14 protein-coding genes and 1 pseudogene are annotated in these 19,109 nt (G+C 74.4%); 7 read left to right on the forward strand and 8 right to left on the reverse strand.

Translation table 11 applies throughout. The features are described from left to right. Positions 1–187 precede the first annotated feature (187 nt). Positions 188–568, forward strand: a pseudogene (locus ACFRQN_RS10395) (ATP-binding protein); the annotation flags it as partial. 86 nt (positions 569–654) lie between these two features. Here ACFRQN_RS10395 and meaB read toward each other — a convergent pair. From meaB to mutA, 3 genes are read right to left on the reverse strand one after another with little or no spacing between them, the layout of a single operon-like run. Continuing rightward, entirely contained in the window at positions 655–1,641 is a 987-nt protein-coding gene (meaB, locus tag ACFRQN_RS10400; protein WP_380739655.1) for a methylmalonyl Co-A mutase-associated GTPase MeaB, read from the reverse strand. Positions 1,642–1,653: 12 nt separating this feature from the next. Further along, entirely contained in the window at positions 1,654–3,873 is a 2,220-nt protein-coding gene (scpA, locus tag ACFRQN_RS10405; RefSeq protein WP_074002557.1) for a methylmalonyl-CoA mutase, read from the reverse strand. After that, the gene (gene mutA / locus ACFRQN_RS10410) at positions 3,870–5,738 is read right to left on the reverse strand and encodes a methylmalonyl-CoA mutase small subunit (protein WP_380739657.1); all 1,869 of its coding nucleotides are present in this window, start codon (positions 5,736–5,738) and stop codon (positions 3,870–3,872) included. The genes scpA and mutA overlap by 4 nt, the downstream gene beginning before the upstream one ends. Before the next feature lie 562 nt (positions 5,739–6,300). On the opposite strand from mutA, the gene ACFRQN_RS10415 reads away from it, so the two are divergent. After that, positions 6,301–7,386: a C40 family peptidase gene (locus tag ACFRQN_RS10415; protein WP_074002559.1), complete on the forward strand. Its 1,086-nt coding sequence runs from the start codon at positions 6,301–6,303 to the stop codon at positions 7,384–7,386. 108 nt (positions 7,387–7,494) lie between these two features. Here ACFRQN_RS10415 and ACFRQN_RS10420 read toward each other — a convergent pair whose 3' ends face one another. Further along, positions 7,495–8,010, reverse strand: a complete 516-nt coding sequence (locus ACFRQN_RS10420; RefSeq protein WP_380739659.1) for a MarR family winged helix-turn-helix transcriptional regulator — start codon at positions 8,008–8,010, stop codon at positions 7,495–7,497. Positions 8,011–8,065: 55 nt separating this feature from the next. On the opposite strand from ACFRQN_RS10420, the gene ACFRQN_RS10425 reads away from it, so the two are divergent. The 3 genes from ACFRQN_RS10425 to ACFRQN_RS10435 all read left to right on the forward strand — a co-directional run bounded on the left by ACFRQN_RS10425 (position 8,066) and on the right by ACFRQN_RS10435 (position 11,799). Further along, on the forward strand, positions 8,066–9,142 hold the full coding sequence (locus ACFRQN_RS10425; protein ID WP_380739661.1) for an ABC transporter substrate-binding protein: 1,077 nt from the start codon (positions 8,066–8,068) through the stop codon (positions 9,140–9,142). A 126-nt stretch (positions 9,143–9,268) separates the two neighbouring features. Further along, a complete protein-coding gene (locus tag ACFRQN_RS10430) occupies positions 9,269–10,783 on the forward strand; it encodes an APC family permease (protein ID WP_380739663.1) in 1,515 nt (504 codons plus the stop codon). Continuing rightward, on the forward strand, positions 10,780–11,799 hold the full coding sequence (locus ACFRQN_RS10435; protein ID WP_049649998.1) for an acetamidase/formamidase family protein: 1,020 nt from the start codon (positions 10,780–10,782) through the stop codon (positions 11,797–11,799). The genes ACFRQN_RS10430 and ACFRQN_RS10435 overlap by 4 nt, the downstream gene beginning before the upstream one ends. Before the next feature lie 171 nt (positions 11,800–11,970). On the opposite strand, the gene ACFRQN_RS10440 is transcribed toward ACFRQN_RS10435, so the two are convergent. The 3 genes from ACFRQN_RS10440 to ACFRQN_RS10450 form a co-directional block, all read right to left on the reverse strand. After that, positions 11,971–12,339, reverse strand: coding sequence for a BlaI/MecI/CopY family transcriptional regulator (locus tag ACFRQN_RS10440; protein WP_049650008.1), 369 nt, complete (start codon positions 12,337–12,339; stop codon positions 11,971–11,973). Positions 12,340–12,554: 215 nt separating this feature from the next. Continuing rightward, positions 12,555–15,296 (reverse strand): FtsX-like permease family protein, encoded by a 2,742-nt coding sequence (locus ACFRQN_RS10445; RefSeq protein WP_380739665.1) that lies wholly within the window; start codon positions 15,294–15,296, stop codon positions 12,555–12,557. Next, the gene (locus tag ACFRQN_RS10450; RefSeq protein WP_380739667.1) at positions 15,293–16,093 is read right to left on the reverse strand and encodes an ABC transporter ATP-binding protein; all 801 of its coding nucleotides are present in this window, start codon (positions 16,091–16,093) and stop codon (positions 15,293–15,295) included. The genes ACFRQN_RS10445 and ACFRQN_RS10450 overlap by 4 nt, the downstream gene beginning before the upstream one ends. Positions 16,094–16,453: 360 nt before the next feature. Between ACFRQN_RS10450 and ACFRQN_RS10455 the strand changes: the two genes are divergently transcribed. Then, positions 16,454–17,188 carry an MgtC/SapB family protein gene (locus ACFRQN_RS10455; RefSeq protein WP_375874863.1) on the forward strand — a complete coding sequence of 245 codons (735 nt, stop codon included), beginning with the start codon at positions 16,454–16,456 and terminating at the stop codon, positions 17,186–17,188. A 113-nt stretch (positions 17,189–17,301) separates the two neighbouring features. Beyond that, positions 17,302–17,979 (forward strand): YoaK family protein, encoded by a 678-nt coding sequence (locus ACFRQN_RS10460; RefSeq protein WP_380739670.1) that lies wholly within the window; start codon positions 17,302–17,304, stop codon positions 17,977–17,979. Positions 17,980–18,130: 151 nt separating this feature from the next. Here the strand turns inward: ACFRQN_RS10460 and ACFRQN_RS10465 are convergent, their stop codons facing one another. Beyond that, positions 18,131–18,787, reverse strand: coding sequence for a hypothetical protein (locus ACFRQN_RS10465; protein ID WP_380739672.1), 657 nt, complete (start codon positions 18,785–18,787; stop codon positions 18,131–18,133). Positions 18,788–19,109: the final 322 nt, after the last annotated feature.

Below are 19,109 nucleotides of genomic sequence, written 5' to 3' on the forward strand. Positions count from 1 at the left end.
AAGCGGCTTGATGCGGCGCTCGCATATCCATATGCGAGCGCCGCATGATCGATGGTCTCACGGGCGTGACGAGTTGTTCACTAGCGGTGAGAAATCGGCTGTGCGTCGGCGTCTCGGCGACTGCCGAGGCGCCGACGAGTAGGCCTTCGTCGGCAGTTGCGGCGCCCAGTTGGCTTGGAGAGTGCACATGCTGGTTAGTCCATTGAGCAACGCCCGGTTTCCGGTTCCGTTGGAGTGGGAGGAACCGCCGGGGGCCGGCGCCGTGCCGGCGGCGCGGCGGTTGGTGGTGGCGATCGTGCGGGAGTGGGGGGTGCCGCTCTCGGATGATGCGCTTCAGGAGCTGGAGTTGTGCGCGAGTGAGGTGATCGCGAATGCACTGGTGCACACGAGGGAGCGGTGTGTCGTCACCGTCTGTTGGTACGGCGGGCGGGTGCGGGTGGAGGTGGCTGACCGGGGTGCGGAGCTGTCGGGCCGGGAGTGCGCGGAGGGGGCCACGAGCGGGCGTGGCCTGCTGCTGGTGGAGGCGCTCGCGGATGTGTGGGGGTGGCACCCGGTGGAGACGGGCAAGGTGGTGTGGTTCGAGTACCCCGAGAGTCGAGAAGCGCCGTGCCCCACGCGGGGGTGGGGCACGGCGCTCGGTCTGCGAGACCTGGGTCAGGCGAAGAAGGTGTCCAGGATCTGCTGGGCCGCCAGCCCTGCCGGGAGGGTGCCGGCGCGGACCTGGGCTTCCAACTCGGGGGTAAGGCGCCGTACTTCGGGGTTCTCGTGGAGGCGGGCGTAGAGCTGGTCGTGGACCATGGACCAGGTCCACTCGACCTGCTGGTCGCGGCGCTTCGCCGCCAGCGCGCCCGTGGCGTCCAGCACCTTGCGGTGCTGCTGCAGCCGCTCCCACAGGACGTCCAGGCCCGCGCCGTTGAGGCCGCTGCAGGTGAGCACCGGCGGCGTCCAGGCGGCGTCCGGGGCCTGCAACAGGCGTAGCGCGCCCGCGAGTTCGCGGGCCGCCGCCTTGGCGTCGCGTTCGTGCGGGCCGTCGGCCTTGTTGACGGCGATGACGTCCGCGAGTTCCAACACACCCTTCTTGATGCCCTGGAGCTGGTCGCCGGTCCGCGCCAGGCTGAGCAGCAGGAAGGTGTCGACCATCCCGGCCACCGTCGTCTCGGACTGGCCGACGCCGACCGTCTCGATGAGGACGACGTCGTACCCCGCCGCCTCCATCACCACCATCGACTCACGGGTGGCCTTGGCGACCCCGCCGAGGGTGCCGGACGTGGGGGAGGGCCGGACGAAGGCGGCAGGGTCGACGGCGAGGCGCTCCATCCGGGTCTTGTCGCCCAGGATGGAGCCGCCCGTCCGGCTGGAGGTCGGGTCGACGGCGAGCACCGCGACCCGGTGGCCCTGGCCGGTCAGCATGGTGCCGAAGGCGTCGATGAAGGTCGACTTGCCGACGCCGGGAACGCCCGTGATGCCCACCCGGACCGCGCCGCCCGCGTGCGGCAGCAGCCGTTGGAGCAGCTGCTGCGCGAGTGCGCGGTGGTCGGGTCGGGAGGACTCGACGAGGGTGACGGCGCGCGCGATCCAGGCGCGCGAGCCGTCGAGTACGCCCGTCACATAGCTGTCGAGGTCGATCGTCCGCGGAGGCATGCGTTCAGGCAATCACAGCTCGTGGCCGAGGTCGGCCGCCAGGGACTTGAGCAGGTCGTACGCCGCGTCCGGGATGACCGTCCCCGGGGGGAAGACCGCCGCGGCGCCGGCCTCGTACAGGGCGTCGAAGTCCTGCGGCGGGATGACTCCGCCGACCACGATGGTGATGTCCTCCCGGCCCGCCGCGGCGAGTTCGGCGCGCAGCGCGGGCACCAGCGTGAGGTGTCCGGCGGCGAGCGAGGACACGCCGACGATGTGCACGTCGGCCTCGACGGCCTGGCGGGCGACCTCGGCCGGGGTCTGGAAGAGCGGGCCGACGTCCACCGTGAAGCCGAGGTCGGCGAAGGCGGTGGCGATCACCTTCTGGCCTCGGTCGTGGCCGTCCTGGCCCATCTTGGCGACCAGGATGCGCGGACGGCGGCCCTCGGCCTGCTCGAACCGCTCGACCAGGTCGCGGGTGCGCTGGAGGGAGGCCGACGGGCCCGCTTCGTCTCGGTACACACCGGAGATGGTACGGATCTGGCCGGAGTGGCGGCCGTAGACCTTCTCCAGGGCGTCGGAGATCTCGCCGACGGTGGCCTTGGCCCGGGCCGCGTTGACGGCCAGGTGCAGCAGGTTGCCGTCCAGTGAGCCGCCGCGCTGCGGGCCGGCCTCGGCGGCGGCCGTCAGCGCGCGCAGCGCGTCCTGGCACGCGGCCTCGTCGCGTTCGGCGCGCAGTCGGCGCAGCTTCTCGACCTGCCGTGCCCGCACCGAGGAGTTGTCGACCTTGAGCACGTCGATCTGCTCGTCGTTCTCCACCCGGTACTTGTTGACGCCGATCACCGGCTGGCGGCCGGAGTCGATCCGCGCCTGGGTGCGGGCGGCGGCCTCCTCGACGCGCAGCTTGGGGATGCCCGCGTCGATGGCCTTGGCCATGCCGCCGGCCGCCTCGACCTCCTGGATGTGCTCCCAGGCCCTCGACGCGAGGTCGTGGGTCAGCTTCTCGACGTAGGCGGAGCCGCCCCACGGGTCGATCACCCGGCAGGTGCCCGACTCCTGCTGGAGCAGCAGCTGGGTGTTGCGGGCGATCCGGGCGGAGAAGTCGGTGGGCAGGGCGAGGGCCTCGTCCAGGGCGTTGGTGTGCAGCGACTGGGTGTGGCCCTGGGTCGCGGCCATCGCCTCCACGCAGGTGCGGGTGACGTTGTTGAACACGTCCTGGGCGGTGAGCGACCAGCCCGAGGTCTGCGAATGGGTGCGCAGCGACAGGGACTTGGGGTTCTTGGGGTCGAACTGCTTGACCAGCTTGGCCCAGAGCAGCCGGGCCGCGCGCAGCTTGGCGACCTCCATGAAGAAGTTCATGCCGATCGCCCAGAAGAACGACAGCCGCGGTGCGAAGGCGTCCACGTCCAGGCCCACGTCCAGGCCCGCGCGCAGGTACTCCACCCCGTCGGCCAGGGTGTAGGCCAGCTCCAGGTCGGCCGTCGCACCGGCCTCCTGGATGTGGTAGCCGGAGATGGAGATCGAGTTGTACCGGGGCATCTTCTGCGAGGTGTACGCGAAGATGTCCGAGATGATCCGCATCGACGGCTGCGGCGGGTAGATGTAGGTGTTGCGGACCATGAACTCCTTGAGGATGTCGTTCTGGATGGTCCCGGCGAGCTTCTCCGGCGGTACGCCCTGCTCCTCGGCCGCGACGATGTACAGCGCGAGGACGGGCAGCACGGCGCCGTTCATGGTCATCGACACGGACATCTTGTCCAGCGGGATGCCGTCGAAGAGTTGGCGCATGTCGTAGATCGAGTCGATCGCCACGCCCGCCATGCCGACGTCGCCGGTGACCCGCGGGTGGTCGCTGTCGTAGCCGCGGTGGGTCGGCAGGTCGAAGGCGACGGACAGGCCCTTCTGGCCGGCCGCGAGGTTGCGGCGGTAGAAGGCGTTGGACTCCTCGGCGGTGGAGAAGCCCGCGTACTGGCGGACGGTCCAGGGCTGGTTGACGTACATGGTCGGGTACGGCCCGCGCAGGTACGGGGCGATGCCCGGGTAGGTCTCCAGGAAGTCCAGCCCGGCGAGGTCGGCCCCGGTGTACAGCGGCTTGACGCCGATGCCCTCGGGGGTGTCCCAGAGCAGCTCGTCGACGTCCTTGCCGGTGGACTGGCGCCAGGCGGCCCGCCACTGCTCGTCGGTGACGCCAGGGCCGCCCGTGAGGCTGCCGCCGGCGCCGTCCAGCCCGATTCCGGTGAAGTCGGGGATCATCGAGCGGCTCCGATCTGGTCCAGCAGGGAGGTCAGGACGGCGACCGCGTCGCCCCCCGCGAAGATGAACTCGTCCACGCCGTCGGGTACTTCGGCGGGTCGCCCGGCGAGCAGCACCCGTTCGGCGCCGGCCGCCTTCAGGGCGCCGGCGACCGGGGCGGCGTGCTCGGCGTACAGCGCGTCGCTGGAGCAGAGGCAGGCGACGGTCGCGCCGGAGGCCCGGAAGGCCTCGGCGAAGGCCGCCGGGTCGACGGACTCGGCCGAGACCGTCGCGATGCCGCCCGCCTGGAACAGGTTGGCGGCGAAGGTGGTGCGCGCGGTGTGCGCGGAGGCGGTGCCGATCGAGGCGAGGAAGAGGTTCGGGCGGGCGCCGTGCGCGGCGGCGTGGGCGTCCGAGCGGTCCCGCAGCGCCTCGTAGGCCTCGGCGCGGCGCACCCGCGGCAGCCCGCCGCCGGGTGCGGCCGGGGCCGGTTCGCGGACCAGCGGCTGCTCGTCCAGGTGCGGGAACTCGCTGACGCCGGTGACGGGTTCGCGCCGCTTGGCGAGCCGTACCGAGCGCTCGGCCCAGGTCGCGGCGATCCGCTCGCCGACCAGGCCGGACTCCAGGGCGGCCTGCTGTCCGCCGGCCCGCTCGATCTCCTGGAACCAGGCCCAGGCTGCCCGGGCCAGCTCCTCGCTCAGCTGCTCGACGTACCAGGAGCCGCCGGCCGGGTCGATCACCCGGGCCAGGTGGGACTCCTCCAGCAGGATCGCCTGGGTGTTGCGGGCGATCCGGCGGGCGAAGGCGTCCGGCAGGCCGAGTGCGCTGTCGAAGGGCAGCACGGTGACGGCGTCCGCGCCGCCGACCCCGGCGGCCAGGCAGGCGATCGTGGTGCGCAGCATGTTCACCCACGGGTCGCGGGCGGTCATCATCACCCGGGAGGTGACGGCGTGCTGGCGCTGCGCCGAGGCGGCCGCACCGGCCCCCGAGACCTCGGCGACCCGGGCCCAGAGGCGGCGCGCGGCACGGAACTTGGCGATGGTGAGGAACTGGTCGCCGTCGGCGGCGTAGCGGAACTCCAGCTGGCCGAGCGCGTCGTCGACCGGGAGGCCGGCGGCGGTCAGCGCGCGCAGGTAGGCGACGCCGGTGGCCAGCGAGCAGCCCAGCTCCTGGGCGGGGGAGGCGCCCGCCTCGTGGTACGGCAGGGCGTCCACCGTGAGCGCCCGCAGGCCCGGGTACCCGGCGGCGCAGCGGGCGGCCAGCGCGGTGGCCTCGGCGAGCAGTGCCCCGGTGCGGTCGGTCCGGCCGGTGCGGGCCTGGAGGCCGAGCGGGTCGGCGCCGAGGTTGCCGGCGGCGGCACCGGGGGAGACCTCGCGCTCCTCGTACAGGTTGAACAACTGCTCGGCGGCGTCGGTGAATTCGGCGCCGGCGTCGAGCGCCACGGCGGCCAGGTCCAGGTACACGCCGGTGAGCGCCTCGGGCAGGGCGTCCACCGGGAGGCCCGCGCCGCCCAGCTCCAGCCAGAGCGAGCTCACGCCGTGCTCCAGGTCGGCCAGGACGGCCTCGTTGGCGCGCCGGCGGTCCGGGTCGGCGTGCCGCTGGCGGACGTCCCAGCCGGCCACGGCGGAGCCCTGCGGCCGGCCGCCGCGCACGAACGGCGGGAAGCCCGGGTAGCCCGGGTCGGCGTCGGTGTCCTCGGCGGTGTACAGGGGGCGTGCGCTCAGCCCGTCCTGGAGCCGGGTGGTGAGCGCCTGCTCGGCGGCGGGACCGTCCTCGGGCTGGGCACCGGACTTGCGCAGCACGCCCTGGACGAGCTGCTGCCACTGCTCTCGGTGCGCGGCCGGGAACTCGGCAGCGAGGGGGAGCCCTTCGGGCGGGACCTTCATGTGCGCAGGTTAGCGCCCGTGCGCGGGGCTGCAGGAGAGGAATCTCATGTGACCTTTCCCTCGGTTCGGCCGCTCGCGAGCACTCTCCGGGGCGGGGGGTGCCATGGCGTGCGGGGACGGCTGGCACCCGCGGCCGATAGGGGTGTCGGCAGGGGGTCGGAGGTCAGGGGGTCGGAGGTGCCGGGTGGGGTCGTCCGGGGTGTCCGCGGAGGCGGGCGGCGCGGTCGTCCGAGCGCGTCGTCCGGGGGGCGTCCGGGCCGTCGTCGGTGATCCGACCGGCGGTCGCCGGGTGGTGGGAGGTGTCCGCGGTGTCCGGAGGTGTCCGAGGTCAACGCCGATGGCACGGAACGCGATCGATGTCCTGTCATGCTGTCAAAACGTCATGATCAGGGGGATTGCGGAACCCGGCCCCTCATCTATTAAGTTACTTCGAAGAAGGTGGGCGGGGCAGCACCCCCCCGTTGCTCGTCCTGCCCGCCTTCGTCGTCCCCAGGCACCGGCCGAGCCGTCCCCCCGCTCCGCCCGGACCGTCCCGAGATTCCCCCGAAGGAGAGCGACCGCCATGGGAAAGCGCCGCAAGCCCAGCCCCCCGAGCCGGGCCCGCATGGCGGTCCTCACCACGGCCATGGCGGCCGGCGGCGCGGTCCTCGCCTCCGGTACCGCCCACGCCGAGCCGACCCCGAACCTCGCCACCGTCAAGGAGCAGGTCGACCAGCTCAACGAGGACGCCGAGCAGGCGATCGAGAAGTACAACGGCTTCCAGGCGAAGCAGCAGAAGCTCCAGGGCGAGGCCAACCAGATCCAGGAGAAGGTCGTCCGGGGCCAGGAGGCGATGAACGAGCTGCGGACCCGGCTCGGCGCGGTCGCCGCCGACCAGTACCGCACCAACGGCATCGACCCGTCGGTCCAGCTGATGCTCGACTCCGACCCGGCCGCCTACCTGGAGCGTGCCTCGGTGCAGAACCAGGTCTCCGACTCCCAGGCGAGTCTGCTCAAGCAGGCCCAGGACGAGCAGCGCAAGCTCGACCAGGACCGCGCCGAGGCCACCGCCACCCTGGCCGCGCTCGACTCGGTGGGCACGCAGCTGGCGGAGCAGAAGAAGGACATCCAGACCAAGCTGGCCCAGGCCCAGGGGATGCTGAACAAGCTCAGCGCCGAGGACCGCGCCAAGATCAACGCCCAGCAGAACGCGGAGAAGGCCAAGGCCGAGGCCCAGCAGGCCGCCGCCGCCGCGGCCAAGGACCGCGCCTCCCGCTCCAGCGACCGCCCGGACATGAACGCCCCGGTGCCGTCGGCCAGCGGCCGGGCCGGTGCCATCATCGCGTTCGCCCAGGCCCAGCTCGGCAAGCCCTACGGCTGGGGCAAGACCGGCCCCGCGACCTTCGACTGCTCCGGCCTCACCAGCCAGGCCTACCGCGCGGCGGGCGTCACCATCTCCCGGACGTCCGAGGAGCAGTGGAAGGACGGCCCGCACGTCGACCGTGCCAACCTCCAGCCCGGTGACCTGGTGTTCTTCTACGACGACCTGCACCACGTCGGCCTGTACATCGGCGACGGCAAGATGATCCACGCCCCGTACACGGGCAAGAACATCGAGGTCCTGCCGATCTCCGTGATGCCCTACAAGGGCGCCGTCCGCCCGGCCTGACCGCGTCCGATCGCGCGCCGCGACGGCCTGCTCCCGCTTCGGCGGGGGCGGGCCGTCGTCGTCCGTGCGGGTCGTTGTCGTGTGCCCGGGGCGGCCGGGCCGGGCCGGTCAGAGCGCGGCGAGCCGCCGCAACACGTGCGCCGGGTCGGTGAGGCCGCAGGCCCGGCGCACGGCGGCGTCGTGGGCGGCGGCGAGGGCGTCCAGCCGGGTCAGCCGGGTGCGGCCCTGGCGGGAGAGGTGGGCGGTGATCCGGCGGCGGTCCTGGTCGTCCTGGCGCCGGTAGACCCAGCCGGAGTCGGCCAGCGAGTCCACCAGCCGGCTCAGGCTCGCCTGCGGGATCAGCAGGGCCTGGGCCAGCTCGCCCATCGCGTGCCCCCGGTCGTCCGCGAGGACGCGCAGCAGTCGCCACTGGTCGACGGTGCAGTCCTCCTCGGCGAGGGCGGCGGCGAGGCCGCCGGAGAGCCTGCGGTGGGCCAGCGTGACCAGCTCGACCAGCAGCGGCTCCGGGGCGGCCGGGGGTCGCGCCGCGGCGCCGACGGTCTGCTCGGCGGCCGGGGCGGCGGTCCGGGCGGCGGGATCGCCGGGACGGCCGTCGACCCCCGGTGCGGCACCAGCTGCGGTCATCGGACCCTCCCGTTCCGGCCTTCCCCGATATCGGCGGTACGACGATACTCGCACCGTGAGCATCGAGGTGAGGGTGATCGATCCGCTCGATGCGCTGCACTCGGCTCGGGACGGGGCGGCGTTCCGGGTGGGCCTCGTCGTGCCGCAGTCCGGCCCGCTCGGGCTCACCGGCCCGTCCGCGCTGGACGGCGCGCTGCTCGCCGCGCACGAGGTCAACGCGGGCGGCGGGGTCCTCGGCCGCCCGCTGGAGCTGGTGCTGGTGGATGGTGGCGGCGCGCCGGGCCCGGTCGCCGGGGAGGTGCGGCGCCTGCTGGACGCCGGGGCGCTGGACGCGCTCGCCGGGTGCCACACCAGCGATGTGCACCGGGCGGTCGAGACCGTTGCCGCGGGCCGTCTCGCGTACGTCTTCACCCCGCCGCACGAGGGCGGCTCCCGGCTGCCCGGAGTGCTCTGCACCGGCATCGACCCGTCCCGCCAATTCGGCCCGGCGATCCAGGAGTTGACGGATCGTCACGGGATCGGCCGGTGGGCGCTGATCGGCAACGACTACATCTGGCCGCGCTCCGTCCACCGGGCCGCCGAGGGACTCGCGGCGCGGGCCGGCGCCCGGGTGGTGCTGGAGCGGCGGGTCCCCTTCGGGGCGGTCGAGGAGGCGCTCGACCCGCTGCTGGACGCGCTGCGTTCGGCCCGCGCGGACGCCCTGCTGCTCAGTCTGATCGGGCGCGACCTGGTGCAGTTCAACCGGGCGCTGCGGCGCAGCGGGCTGGACCGCGGGCTGGTGCGGCTCTCCGGCTCCCTGGAGGAGAACGGCCTGCTCGCGCTCGGCGGCGACGACACCGGGACGCTGTACGCGGCGATGCCCTCCTTCGCGACGCTGGCCGAGGAGCGCCGGCAGAGCCTCGCCGAGCGGCACCGGGCCCTGTGCGGTCCGTGGGCGCCGGTCCTGGACGCCTACGCGGTGGGCCTGTACGAGGGCCTGCGGCTGCTCGCCGACCTGGCGGCCCGTCGGGCCCTGGCCCCGGACGGCCTGCTGGCGGCCGCGGGCCGGCTGCTGCACGGCGAGGCCGCGGGCCTGGCGCCGATCCACCTGGCCCGGGCCGAGGGCCTCGGCTTCGCCGTCCTGCCCCGGTAGGTCAAGCCGGCTCCGGGTGCTCCGTTCTCGTCAGGTGGAATGTCGGAACGAAACCCTTCCATCTGGAAATAGTTCCCTCTACAGTCTCCCCACACCCCCTCAGGGTCGTCACGGAGAGAGAGCACCATGGCCGACACACCCGCACCCCAGGGCATCGAGAGCTACGGCTACCAGCAGGAACTGCGCCGTTCGCTCGGCTTCACCGACCTGCTCGTCTACGGGCTGGTGTTCATGGTGCCGATCGCACCGTTCGGCATCTTCGGCGGCGTCTTCCAGGGCTCCGGCGGCATGGTGGCCCTGGCCTACGTCCTCGGCATGGTGGCGATGATGTTCACCGCCCTGTCGTACGCCCAGATGTCCCGGGCCTTCCCGATGGCCGGCTCGGTCTACACCTACGCGGGCCGCGGCATCGCCGCCCCGGTCGGCTTCCTGTCCGGCTGGATGATCCTGCTCGACTACGTGCTGGTGCCCGGGCTGCTGTACCTGATCGCCGGTGTCGCGATGAACTCGCTGGTGCCGTCGATCCCGGTCTGGCTCTGGCTGATCGGCTTCGTACTGCTCAACACCGTGGTCAACTACCTGGGCATCGAGACCACCAACCGGGTCAACAAGGCGATGCTGATCGGCGAACTCGTCGTGCTGGCCCTGTTCGTGGTGGTCGGCGTGATCGCGCTGGCCAACGGCAAGGGCCGGGGCTTCGACTTCACGCCGCTGTACAACGGGCACACCTTCTCGTGGAGCCTGGCCTTCGGGGCGGTCTCGATCGCGGTGCTCAGCTTCCTGGGCTTCGACGGCATCTCCACCCTCTCGGAGGAGAACCGGGACTCCGCCAAGGCCATCGGCCGGTCCATGGTCGCCGCGCTGCTGCTCGCGGGCACACTGTTCATCGTGCAGACCTGGGTCGCCTCGCTGCTGGTCGCCGACCCCGACGCGCTGATCCGGGACGGCGACCCGAACGGCACCGCCTTCTACGACGCGGCCCGCACCGCCGCCGGCGGCTGGCTCGCCACGCTGACCGCCGCCTCCACCGCCGTGGCCTGGGGCTTCGCCAACTCGCTGGTCGCCCAGGCGGCCACCTCCCGGCTGCTGTACGCGATGGCCCGCGACCGCCAGCTGCCCGCCTTCCTGGCCCGGATCCACCCCACCCGCCGGGTGCCGGTCAACGCGACCCTGCTGACCGCCGGGATCTCGCTGGTGCTCGGCCTCTACACGGCCTCGCGTGAGGACGGCATCACCCTGCTGAGCACCCTGGTCAACTTCGGTGCGCTGTCCACCTTCCTGGTCCTGCACGTCGCCGTGGTCGTCCACTACCTGGTCCGCAAGCGCAGCAAGGACTACTGGCGGCACCTGATCGCCCCGGCGCTCGGCTTCGCGATCCTCGCGTACGTGGTGGTCAACGCCAACATCGCCGCCCAGCGGCTCGGGTTCGTCTGGCTGCTCGTCGGCGGGATCGTGCTCGCCGGGCTGGTGGCGACCGGGCGCAGGCCCCGGCTGGCCGTCGCCGAGACCGAGGCCGATGCTGAGGCCGCCGCCACCGGTGCCACGGCCGGGAACGCCACCACCACGAACACCACTGCCACGACCACCACTGCCGCGAACAGCACCGCCATGAACAGCACCCCCGCCGAGGAGAAGCAGTGAGCCTGCCCGAGACCGTCCGGCTGTCCCCGACCCCGGAGGACTACGCCTACACCTTCGGCGGCCGCGCCCCGCTGGTCACCGTCCAGCCGGGCACCGTCGTCGAGTTGACCACCGAGGACTGCTTCGGCGGCAAGGTGCGCGGCACCGGGGACCTGCCCAGCCAGGTGTGCGTCTTCCCCTACCTCAACCCGGTCACCGGCCCGATCGCGGTGGCGGGCGCCGAGCCCGGGGACGTCCTCGCGGTGCACTTCGCGGAGATCACCCCGGCCCGGGAGTACGGCGTCTCCAGCACCTTCCCGCACTTCGGCGCGCTGACCGCGACCCACACCACCGCGATGCTGCACGCGCCGCTGGAGGAGCGGGTCTGGGTCTACGAGCTGGACGCCAAGGCGGGCGTCTGCCGGTTCCGGGCCCGCAACAGCGGGTTCACGGTGGACCTGCCGCTCGACCCGATGCACGGCACGGTCGGCGTCGCCCCGGCGGCCGGCGAGGTGCTGGCCTCGATCACCCCGGGCGCGCACGGCGGCAACCTGGACACCCCCGAGATGCGGGCCGGCACCACCGCCTACTTCCGGGTCAACGTCGAGGGCGGCCTGCTCGCCATCGGTGACGGCCACGCCCGCCAGGGCGAGGGCGAGGTGTGCGGCACGGCGGTGGAGGCGGCGATGCGCACCACCGTGATCGTCGACCTGGTCAAGGGCGGCGGCCCGGCCTGGCCCCGGCTGGAGAACGACGACTTCCTGATCAGCACCGGCTCCGCCCGTCCGCTGGAGGACGCGTTCCGGATCAGCCAGCACGACCTGGTCGGCTGGACCGGCGAACTGCTCGGCCTGGACCAGCTGGACGCCTACCAGCTGGTCAGCCAGGCCGGGCTGGCCCCGGCGGCGAACGTCTGCGACACCAACTACACGATGGTCGCCAAGCTGCCGAAGACCCTGCTCGGCCGGGCCCGCGCCTACGACGGGCTGCACGACCGGCTGCGCCGGACGGCGGAGGCGTACCTGCGGCACCGGTGACGACGAGGCACCGGTGACAACGCCGGTCCGGCCGCGCGGGTTCAGGCGCGCGGGTCAAGGACACGGCAAATCCCACGAACCCCCACCCCCCACCCCCACCCGGGGCCCGTCGGTACCCCCACGCCGACGGGCCCACGGGGGCGTGTCCGGGGACGGATCCGAGCGCGAGGACTACCCGGCCTCCCGGGACCTCGCGTGTTCGAGGGCGGCGAGCAGGGCCGAGGCCTCCGCCCCGCTGATCCGGTCGACGAAGTGGAGCAGCGCGCCCGCCCGGTCGGGGGTGGTCTCCAGCGCCCGGTGCATCAGCCGGGCGGTGTACTCCTCGCGGGTGCAGCTCGGCCGGTACACCCAGGCGCGGCCGACCTTGTCGCGGCGCAGCCAGCCCTTGGTGTGCAGGATGTCCGCGACCGTGGTGACGGTGGTGTACGCGACGGCCCGGTCCCGCTGGAGGTCGTCGACCACCTCGCGCACCGTGGCGGGCCGGTCCCAGGACCAGAACCGGTCCATGATCTCGGCCTCCAGGTCCCCGAACCCCCGCAGCACCGCCCTCTACTCCCTCTGCTCCCTCGCCGGACCGGACGCCGACGCCCTTGGCCCGCCGGATCGCGGCCCATGGTACGGCGAGCGCCGGGCGCCCGCCCCCGGGTGAAGGGGACGGACGCCCGGCGCGTAACGGTCGGTGCCCGGGTGGTGCCCAAGCGGTGTCAGCCGGTGGTCGGTACGTGTGCAAGACGTGTCCGAGGCCGACGGGGCCGTCAGGACAGCCGCCGCCCGAGCGGGATGCGGGAGCGGGTGAGCAGCGCCGCGAGCAGCCCCGCGACCACCGGCAGCACCAGCACGATCAGCAGCAGCTCGCCCCAGGGCGCGGTGATCAGCGCCGGCTTGGCCCCGAACCCGCTGGCCCGGGACTTCAGCAGCCCCACCGCCGGCACGAACCCGTTGACCGCCCCGAGCAGCGCGCCCAGCAGGGCGATCAGGGTGCACTGGAGTCCCGCCATGCTCCGCCGGATCCGCGGCGGCGCGCCGACCGCGGCCAGGGTGGCCTGGTCCTGCCGGGAGTCGGCGGCCGCCAGGCCGGTGGCGATCCCGGCCGCGCCGAGCACGACCAGCGCGGCGAAGCCGGTGAGCGCCAGGCTGAGCGCGTCGCCCGTGGGCTGGTAGCCGCGCTCCACCTCCAGCGTGGCGAAGCGGTCCAGCCGGACGGCGGCCGCCGCGGCGCGCTGCTGGGCCTTGCGGTCGGGCGGCGTGGCGGGCAGCCAGACCGAGCCGGACGGCCGGGACGTGAGCCCGAGCGCGGGCAGCGCGGAGGGCAGCGCCAGGCCCTGGGCGAAGTCGGCGGCGGCCGGGTTGTCGACCAGCACCGCGTCGACCGGGACCTCCTGGACGTCCGGCTTGGGCACCTCGCCGGGCTGCAGCGGAGCGCCGCCCCCGCCGCGCAGGACCATCACGGCCTTGCCGTCGGCGCCCACCAGGGACCGGTCGAAGACCAGCAACTTCCCTGCGGCCAAAGCCTGTTCGGCGGCCGGGTCGTGGACGGCGAACAGGTTGTGCAGCACGGTGACGTCACCGGCGGCGATGTGCGGCGGCGAGCCCAGGCCGCGGCGCTCCGGCGGGCCCTGGAGCTGGACGACGCTGGAGCAGTTGTCGCAGAAGCGGTACTCCACCTGGCCGAGGTCGCCGCGCGGGCCGAGCCCGGACAGCTGCTTCTCCAGCTCGGCCCGCTCCTCGGTGAGCCGGGGCCCGTCGACGTACGTCATCAACTGGACGGCGCCGTACGGGGCCTGCGGCCGGTAGTCGCGCCGGTCCTCGGCGTCGGTGCTGGTGGAGTAGACGCCGATGGCGACGGCGCCGGCCACCGCGGCCATCACCGCGGCCACCGCCGGAGCGGTGCGCGAGCGGTGCCGGGCGGCGTCGCGCAGCGCCAGCCGGGGGCCGAGCGGCAGCCGCCCGGCGGCCCGGCCGATCAGGGCGACCAGCATCGGGGTGCACAGCAGCAGGCCGATCTCGGCGGTCACCGAGCCGCCGAGCACGGTGAGCGTACGGGTGTCGTAGCCGCCCGCGCCCGGCTGGTCGCGCTTCACGGCGCCCGCGCCGTACATCGCGAGCACGGCGCCGAGGACGAGCAGTCCCAGGCCGGCGAAGGTGACCAGCCGGCTGGGGGCGCGGACGGTGTCCCGGCCGGTCAGCCCGGCGGTGACGCTGCGCCGGGCGGCCTGCAGCGCGGGCAGCGCGGCGGCGAGCAGCGCGGTGAACAGGCCGATCCCGGCGATCGCGAGGAGGTCCAGCGGCGGCACGGCGAAGTGGCCGAAGCGTACGCCGCCGAACTGCTCGATCCGCGGCCGCAGCAGGGCGACCACCGCGGTGCCGAGCACCACGCCGACCACCGCCCCGGTCACGCCGAGGACGACGCCGCCGCCGAGCACCACCGCGCCGACGTGGGCCCGGCTCCCGCCGGCCGCGCCGAGCAGGGCGAGCTGGCGGCGGGAGCGGCGGGCGCCGACCGCGAAGGCGGGCCCGGCGAGCAGCGCGATCTCCAGCAGCGCCATGCCGCTGACGACGGCGACGACCATCTTGGTGTTGTTGGCGGCCGTCGGGTCGTGGTAGCGGTACGCGTCGCGGTAGTAGGGGACGGCCTGCTCGGGCGGCGGGGCGATCGCCACCGAGCGCGCGGTCAGGGTGTAGCCGTGGGCGTTGAACCGCTGGACGGCGGCCCAGTCGAGGGAGGCCCCGGACGGCAGCCGGACCAGCCAGCCGGACCGGGTGGCCGAGGGCTTCTCCGCGACGGGCCCGCCGGCCGCCAGCGCGGTGTTCAGCGGCTCGATCAACTCGCCGGGCCGGGCGACGAGTTCGACCCGTCCCAGCTCGCTCGGGTGCTCCACCACACCGGTGATGGTGTAGGTGGTGCGCTCCAGGCCCTGGAGGGTGGTGGTGGCGCCGGTCTTGAGCCCGGAGCGGTCCAGGAAGGCCCGGGTGACGGCGACTTCGTGCGGGGCGCTCGGGGCGCGGCCCTCGACCAGGTCGAGCCGGCCGCGCCAGATCGGGTCGCCGAGGTCGGCCTCGGTGGTGAGGGTGCGGACCAGGCCCTCGGGCGAGTCCGCGCCGGCCTCCGGCCCGGGCCGGGCCGGGGTGAGCGCGCTGCCGGGCGGCAGCAGCGCGGCGACCAGGGCGGCCGGGTCGGTGCTCGCGCCCTTCTCCTGCTCGGCCGTCGGCTTGTCGCCGGGGCGGGCCGGGACGGTGAAGGCGCCGTCCTCGGCGATCGGGGCCTGCTCGACCGGTGTGCCCGGGGCGAGCGAGGTGACCAGGGCGTCCGCGCCGCCCACCACCCGCTCGACCCGTTCGGCCGGGGTCAGCTGCCCGCTGCGGTGGACCACGTCGGCGCCGGTGACGCCGAGCACGGGCAGTGCGATCATGGCGGCGATCAGCGCGCTGCGGCCCTTGGCGCGCAGCGCGTCGCGGCGGGCGATGCGCAGGGCGACCCGCCAGGCTCCGAGCCTCACTGCGCCACCTCGCCGACCGCACCGGAGGGGTGCACCGCGGCGAGGCGGGCGGAGGAGCGGCGGCCGGGGGCCTCCGAGGCGACCGCGCCGTCCCGCAGGTGGACCACCCGGTCCGCCCAACTGGCGTGGGCCGCCTCATGGGTGACCATCATCGCGGCGGCGCCGACGTCGCAGCGGGCGCGCAGCACGGCGAGCACCGCCTCGCCGGTGGCCGAGTCGAGGGCGCCGGTCGGCTCGTCGGCGAGCACCAGCCGGCGCTCGCCGATCAGGGCGCGGGCGATGGCCACGCGCTGCTGCTGGCCGCCGGACATGTCGTCGGGGAAGCGGTCGGCGAGCTCGCCGATGCCCAGCTCCTCCAGTGCGGCCAGCGCCTCCCGGCGGGCCCGGCGGCCCGGGACGCCGTCGAGTTCGCGCGGCAGCGAGATGTTCTCGGCGGCGGTCAGGGCCGGGATCAGGTTGTAGTCCTGGAACACGTACCCGATCGAGCGCCGCCGGAGGTCGGCGAGCCGGCCGCGGCCGAGGCCGCCGAGGGCGACCCCCTCCACCAGCACCTCGCCGTCGCTGGGCTGGTCCAGCCCGCCGGCCAGGGTCAGCAGGGTGGACTTCCCGGAGCCGGACGGGCCCATGACGGCGACGAACTCGCCCGGGTGGACGGTCAGGTCGATGCCGCGCAGGGCGTGCACCTCGGCGGCGCCCCGCCCGTGCACGCGGGTGACGTTGGCCAGGCGCAGGACGGGTGCGGGCCGGTTCGGATCGGTGTGGGACACACTTCCCCCTCGTGAGCTGCTCAACTGCATATGTCGGTGAACTATATATGTCGGAGGACGTGACGCAAGGCGGGTCGGTTCCCGGGCGGCGGTGATCGGATTCGGTCAAACTTCTACAAAGCTGTCGAGGAAGAGCGGGAAACCCCTGCCCCGGTCGTTCGGAGGCGGTCTATGCTCGGGACGGCTCACGGCTCCGGAGGCGCCCGAGACCCCCGATGCGCCGACGCGCCGTCACGTCGTCCGGGGCCGACCGCACGGCCGGCCCCCGCGCCCTGCGCGCCTCCCCGCCGACCACCGTGGCGATGGCCATCATCGAGGTCGCCCGGCCTGCCGGGAGCACCGACCGCGTGCCACCGTCCGTCCCCCTCCTCCCGTGAAGGAGGTGCCGTCGTGCACACCCTGACCACCGTCGACTTCCTGGTACGGCTCGCCACCGGCGTCGCCTGCGGCGCGCTGATCGGCGTCGAACGCCAGTGGCGGGCCCGGATGGCCGGCCTGCGCACCAACGCCCTGGTCGCCGCCGGCGCCACCCTGTTCGTGCTCTACAGCGAGGCCGTCGGCGACGCCGGCAGCCCCACCCGGGTCGCCTCCTACGTCGTCTCCGGCATCGGCTTCCTCGGCGGCGGCGTCATCCTGCGCGACGGCGCCGGCGTACGCGGCCTCAACACCGCCGCCACACTCTGGTGTTCGGCCGCCGTCGGGGTGCTGGCCGCCTCCGGCAAACTGCGGTTCGCCGTCCTCGGCACACTCGCCGTGCTCGTCGTCCACCTGGTCCTGCGCCCGGCCGGCCGACTCCTCGACCGGGCCCCACAGGCCGGCAGCGACCCCGACTCCACCACCCGCGCCACCGTCCACCTGGAGTGCGACCGCAAGTCCGAGACCCACATCCGGGCCCTGCTGCTCCAGGCCCTCGCCGGCTCCGGGCTCTCCCCGACCGGCCTGCGCGCCCGCCGCACCGACAACGGCGACGCCACCAGCCTGCGGGCCACCGTCGCGATCACCGGGCAGGTCGCCCCGGCGCTCGAACAGGTCGTCACCCGCCTGTCGTTGGAGCCCGGCGTACGCGACCTGCACTGGCACCTGGAGGACGAGCCGGAGGACCCCGGCAACCCGGCGCTCGCCTGACAGGCGGCGCGGACGTACCGTCACCACCCGGACCGCGTCGCCGGACCGTGTCACCGGACCGCGTCACCCGGACCGGGTCACCCGAACCCCCGCCCGAACCGACTGGAGGCAGGATGCCGACCCCCGATCCCGAGCACGGGCCGCTGGTGCCGATGCTGCTGGTGCTGACCGTGGTCACCGGAGTGGTGGACGCGGTCAGCTACCTCGAACTCGGCCACGTCTTCGTCGCCAACATGACCGGCAACGTGGTGTTCCTCGGCTTCGCCCTGGCCGGCGCGGCCAACCTCTCCGCCACCGCCTCGCTGGCCGCCCTCGCCGCCTTCCTGCTCGGCGCCCTGGCCGGCGGCCACCTCGCCCGCCGCCTGCCCGGCCACCGCGGGCACCTGCTGGCCGCCGCCGTCGCCGTCCAGTCGGCGCTGGTCGCGGCGGCCACCGTGCTGGCGGCCGTGGCCGGCCACACCTCCGAGCCGGCCCGCTACACCCTGATCGGGCTGCTCGGCTTCGCCATGGGCGGCCAGAACGCGGTGGTCCGCGCCCTGAAGGTCCCCGACCTCACCACCACCGTGCTGACCATGACCATCACCGCCCTTGCCGCCGACCGCACCGGCCCCCGCCGGCTGGCCTCCGCCGTCTGGATGTTCGCCGGCGCCCTCCTCGGCGCCCTCCTGGTCCTCCACGCCGACATCCCGCTGGCCCTGGCCCTGGCCCTCGCGCTGCTCCTCGCCGTCGCGGCCCTCACCCACCGCGCCGCCAGGGCCGTCCCCGCCCCCGCCTGGACCCACCCGCGCTGACCGGGCGTCCGGTGATCCGCCGCCCGCCCATGGCCGGTGCCCGGCACGGACGGTGTCGAACCCCCGCTCTCCCCAGGGGGTTTCGGGCTGCCGGCCGGTGGCCCTCGGCCCGGGCGGCCTCGACCTCCGGCGACCGGCCGGGGTGGCCGGCTCAGTCCTCGCTGCGGTGCCCGGCGCGGCCGCTCCAGAGGGGTTCGAGGCGCTCCCACTCGGTGCTCCAGGCGGCCTCCGCCCGGCGGTCGAGCGCCTGGAGGCGCAGGCGGAGGGCGAGGGCGAGCAGGGCCAGCAGGACGAGGAGGCCGCCGGCGCCGGTGCAGGCGGCGGAGACGGCGAGGGCCACCCGGTCGGCCGGGGCGACGGAGACGGTGCCGGCCGCGTCGACCCAGACGGGGATCCGGCTGCCGGTGACGGCGGAGTGCGGGGCCTGGACGGTGCCGTGGCGCGGGCTGCCGTCGGGGGCGGTCCAGTCCGCGTCGACGTCCACCTGGTTGCTGTAGCCGCCGGCGAAGCGGCTGCCGGTGGCGGTGGTGCGGTCCGGGACGCCGCTGACCACGGCGTCGACCTGCTGCAGCCGCCCGCGGTCGGCGTCGGCCCGGTGCGCGGTGGCGCGGTAGAGGAGCAGCGAGCCGCCCGCGCACAGGGCGAGGGCGAGCACCGCGCCGAGCACGGCGGACAGCCAGGCGCGGGCGCGGGAGCGGTCGAGGGGGCGGGCGAGCGGCTCGTGCCGGGCACCGAGTGCCCGCCGCAGCCGCCGGCCGGTGCGCCGCGGGAGCGACGCGGGCAGGGCCGGACGGGGAGTGCTGGACACGGTGAGGGCTCCTCAGGGGCGCGGGGACGCTGGGCGGTTACGCCCCAATGTCCACCCGGCGGCCCCCCGCGCACAAGAGTCGTGCGCGTTCGGAGGACCGCCGGTACCTACCGGTCAGGGCCGGTCGGCCCAGTGGTCGGGACGTTCGGCCCTCGGCATCCGCACCCGGTCCGGGCAGGCTGGGGTGTGGCGGCGTCCTCCCGGTGCTTGGGCGCGGCCGTGGCCCGGTCGGCCGTGGGGGCGCCGGGCCGAGGTACGGGGCAGGGGGTGGTCGTGGGGCCACCCCCTGCCTGTGCCGTGTCCGGCTCCGGCCCGTTCTCCG

Origin of the sequence: Kitasatospora sp. NPDC056800, from assembly GCF_042789775.1 — a bacterium.
In the GTDB taxonomy this organism is placed as follows: domain Bacteria; phylum Actinomycetota; class Actinomycetes; order Streptomycetales; family Streptomycetaceae; genus Kitasatospora.

Bases quoted from the DNA above. Each gene is read 5' to 3' on its own strand.
- mutA (WP_380739657.1), bottom strand. From the start codon at position 5,738: ATGAAGGTCCCGCCCGAAGGGCTCCCCCTCGCTGCCGAGTTCCCGGCC.
- ACFRQN_RS10460 (WP_380739670.1), top strand. From the start codon at position 17,302: ATGCCGACCCCCGATCCCGAGCACGGGCCGCTGGTGCCGATGCTGCTG.
- ACFRQN_RS10450 (WP_380739667.1), bottom strand. From the start codon at position 16,093: ATGCAGTTGAGCAGCTCACGAGGGGGAAGTGTGTCCCACACCGATCCG.
- meaB (WP_380739655.1), bottom strand. From the start codon at position 1,641: ATGCCTCCGCGGACGATCGACCTCGACAGCTATGTGACGGGCGTACTC.
- ACFRQN_RS10420 (WP_380739659.1), bottom strand. From the start codon at position 8,010: ATGACCGCAGCTGGTGCCGCACCGGGGGTCGACGGCCGTCCCGGCGAT.
- ACFRQN_RS10415 (WP_074002559.1), top strand. From the start codon at position 6,301: ATGGGAAAGCGCCGCAAGCCCAGCCCCCCGAGCCGGGCCCGCATGGCG.
- ACFRQN_RS10430 (WP_380739663.1), top strand. From the start codon at position 9,269: ATGGCCGACACACCCGCACCCCAGGGCATCGAGAGCTACGGCTACCAG.
- scpA (WP_074002557.1), bottom strand. From the start codon at position 3,873: ATGATCCCCGACTTCACCGGAATCGGGCTGGACGGCGCCGGCGGCAGC.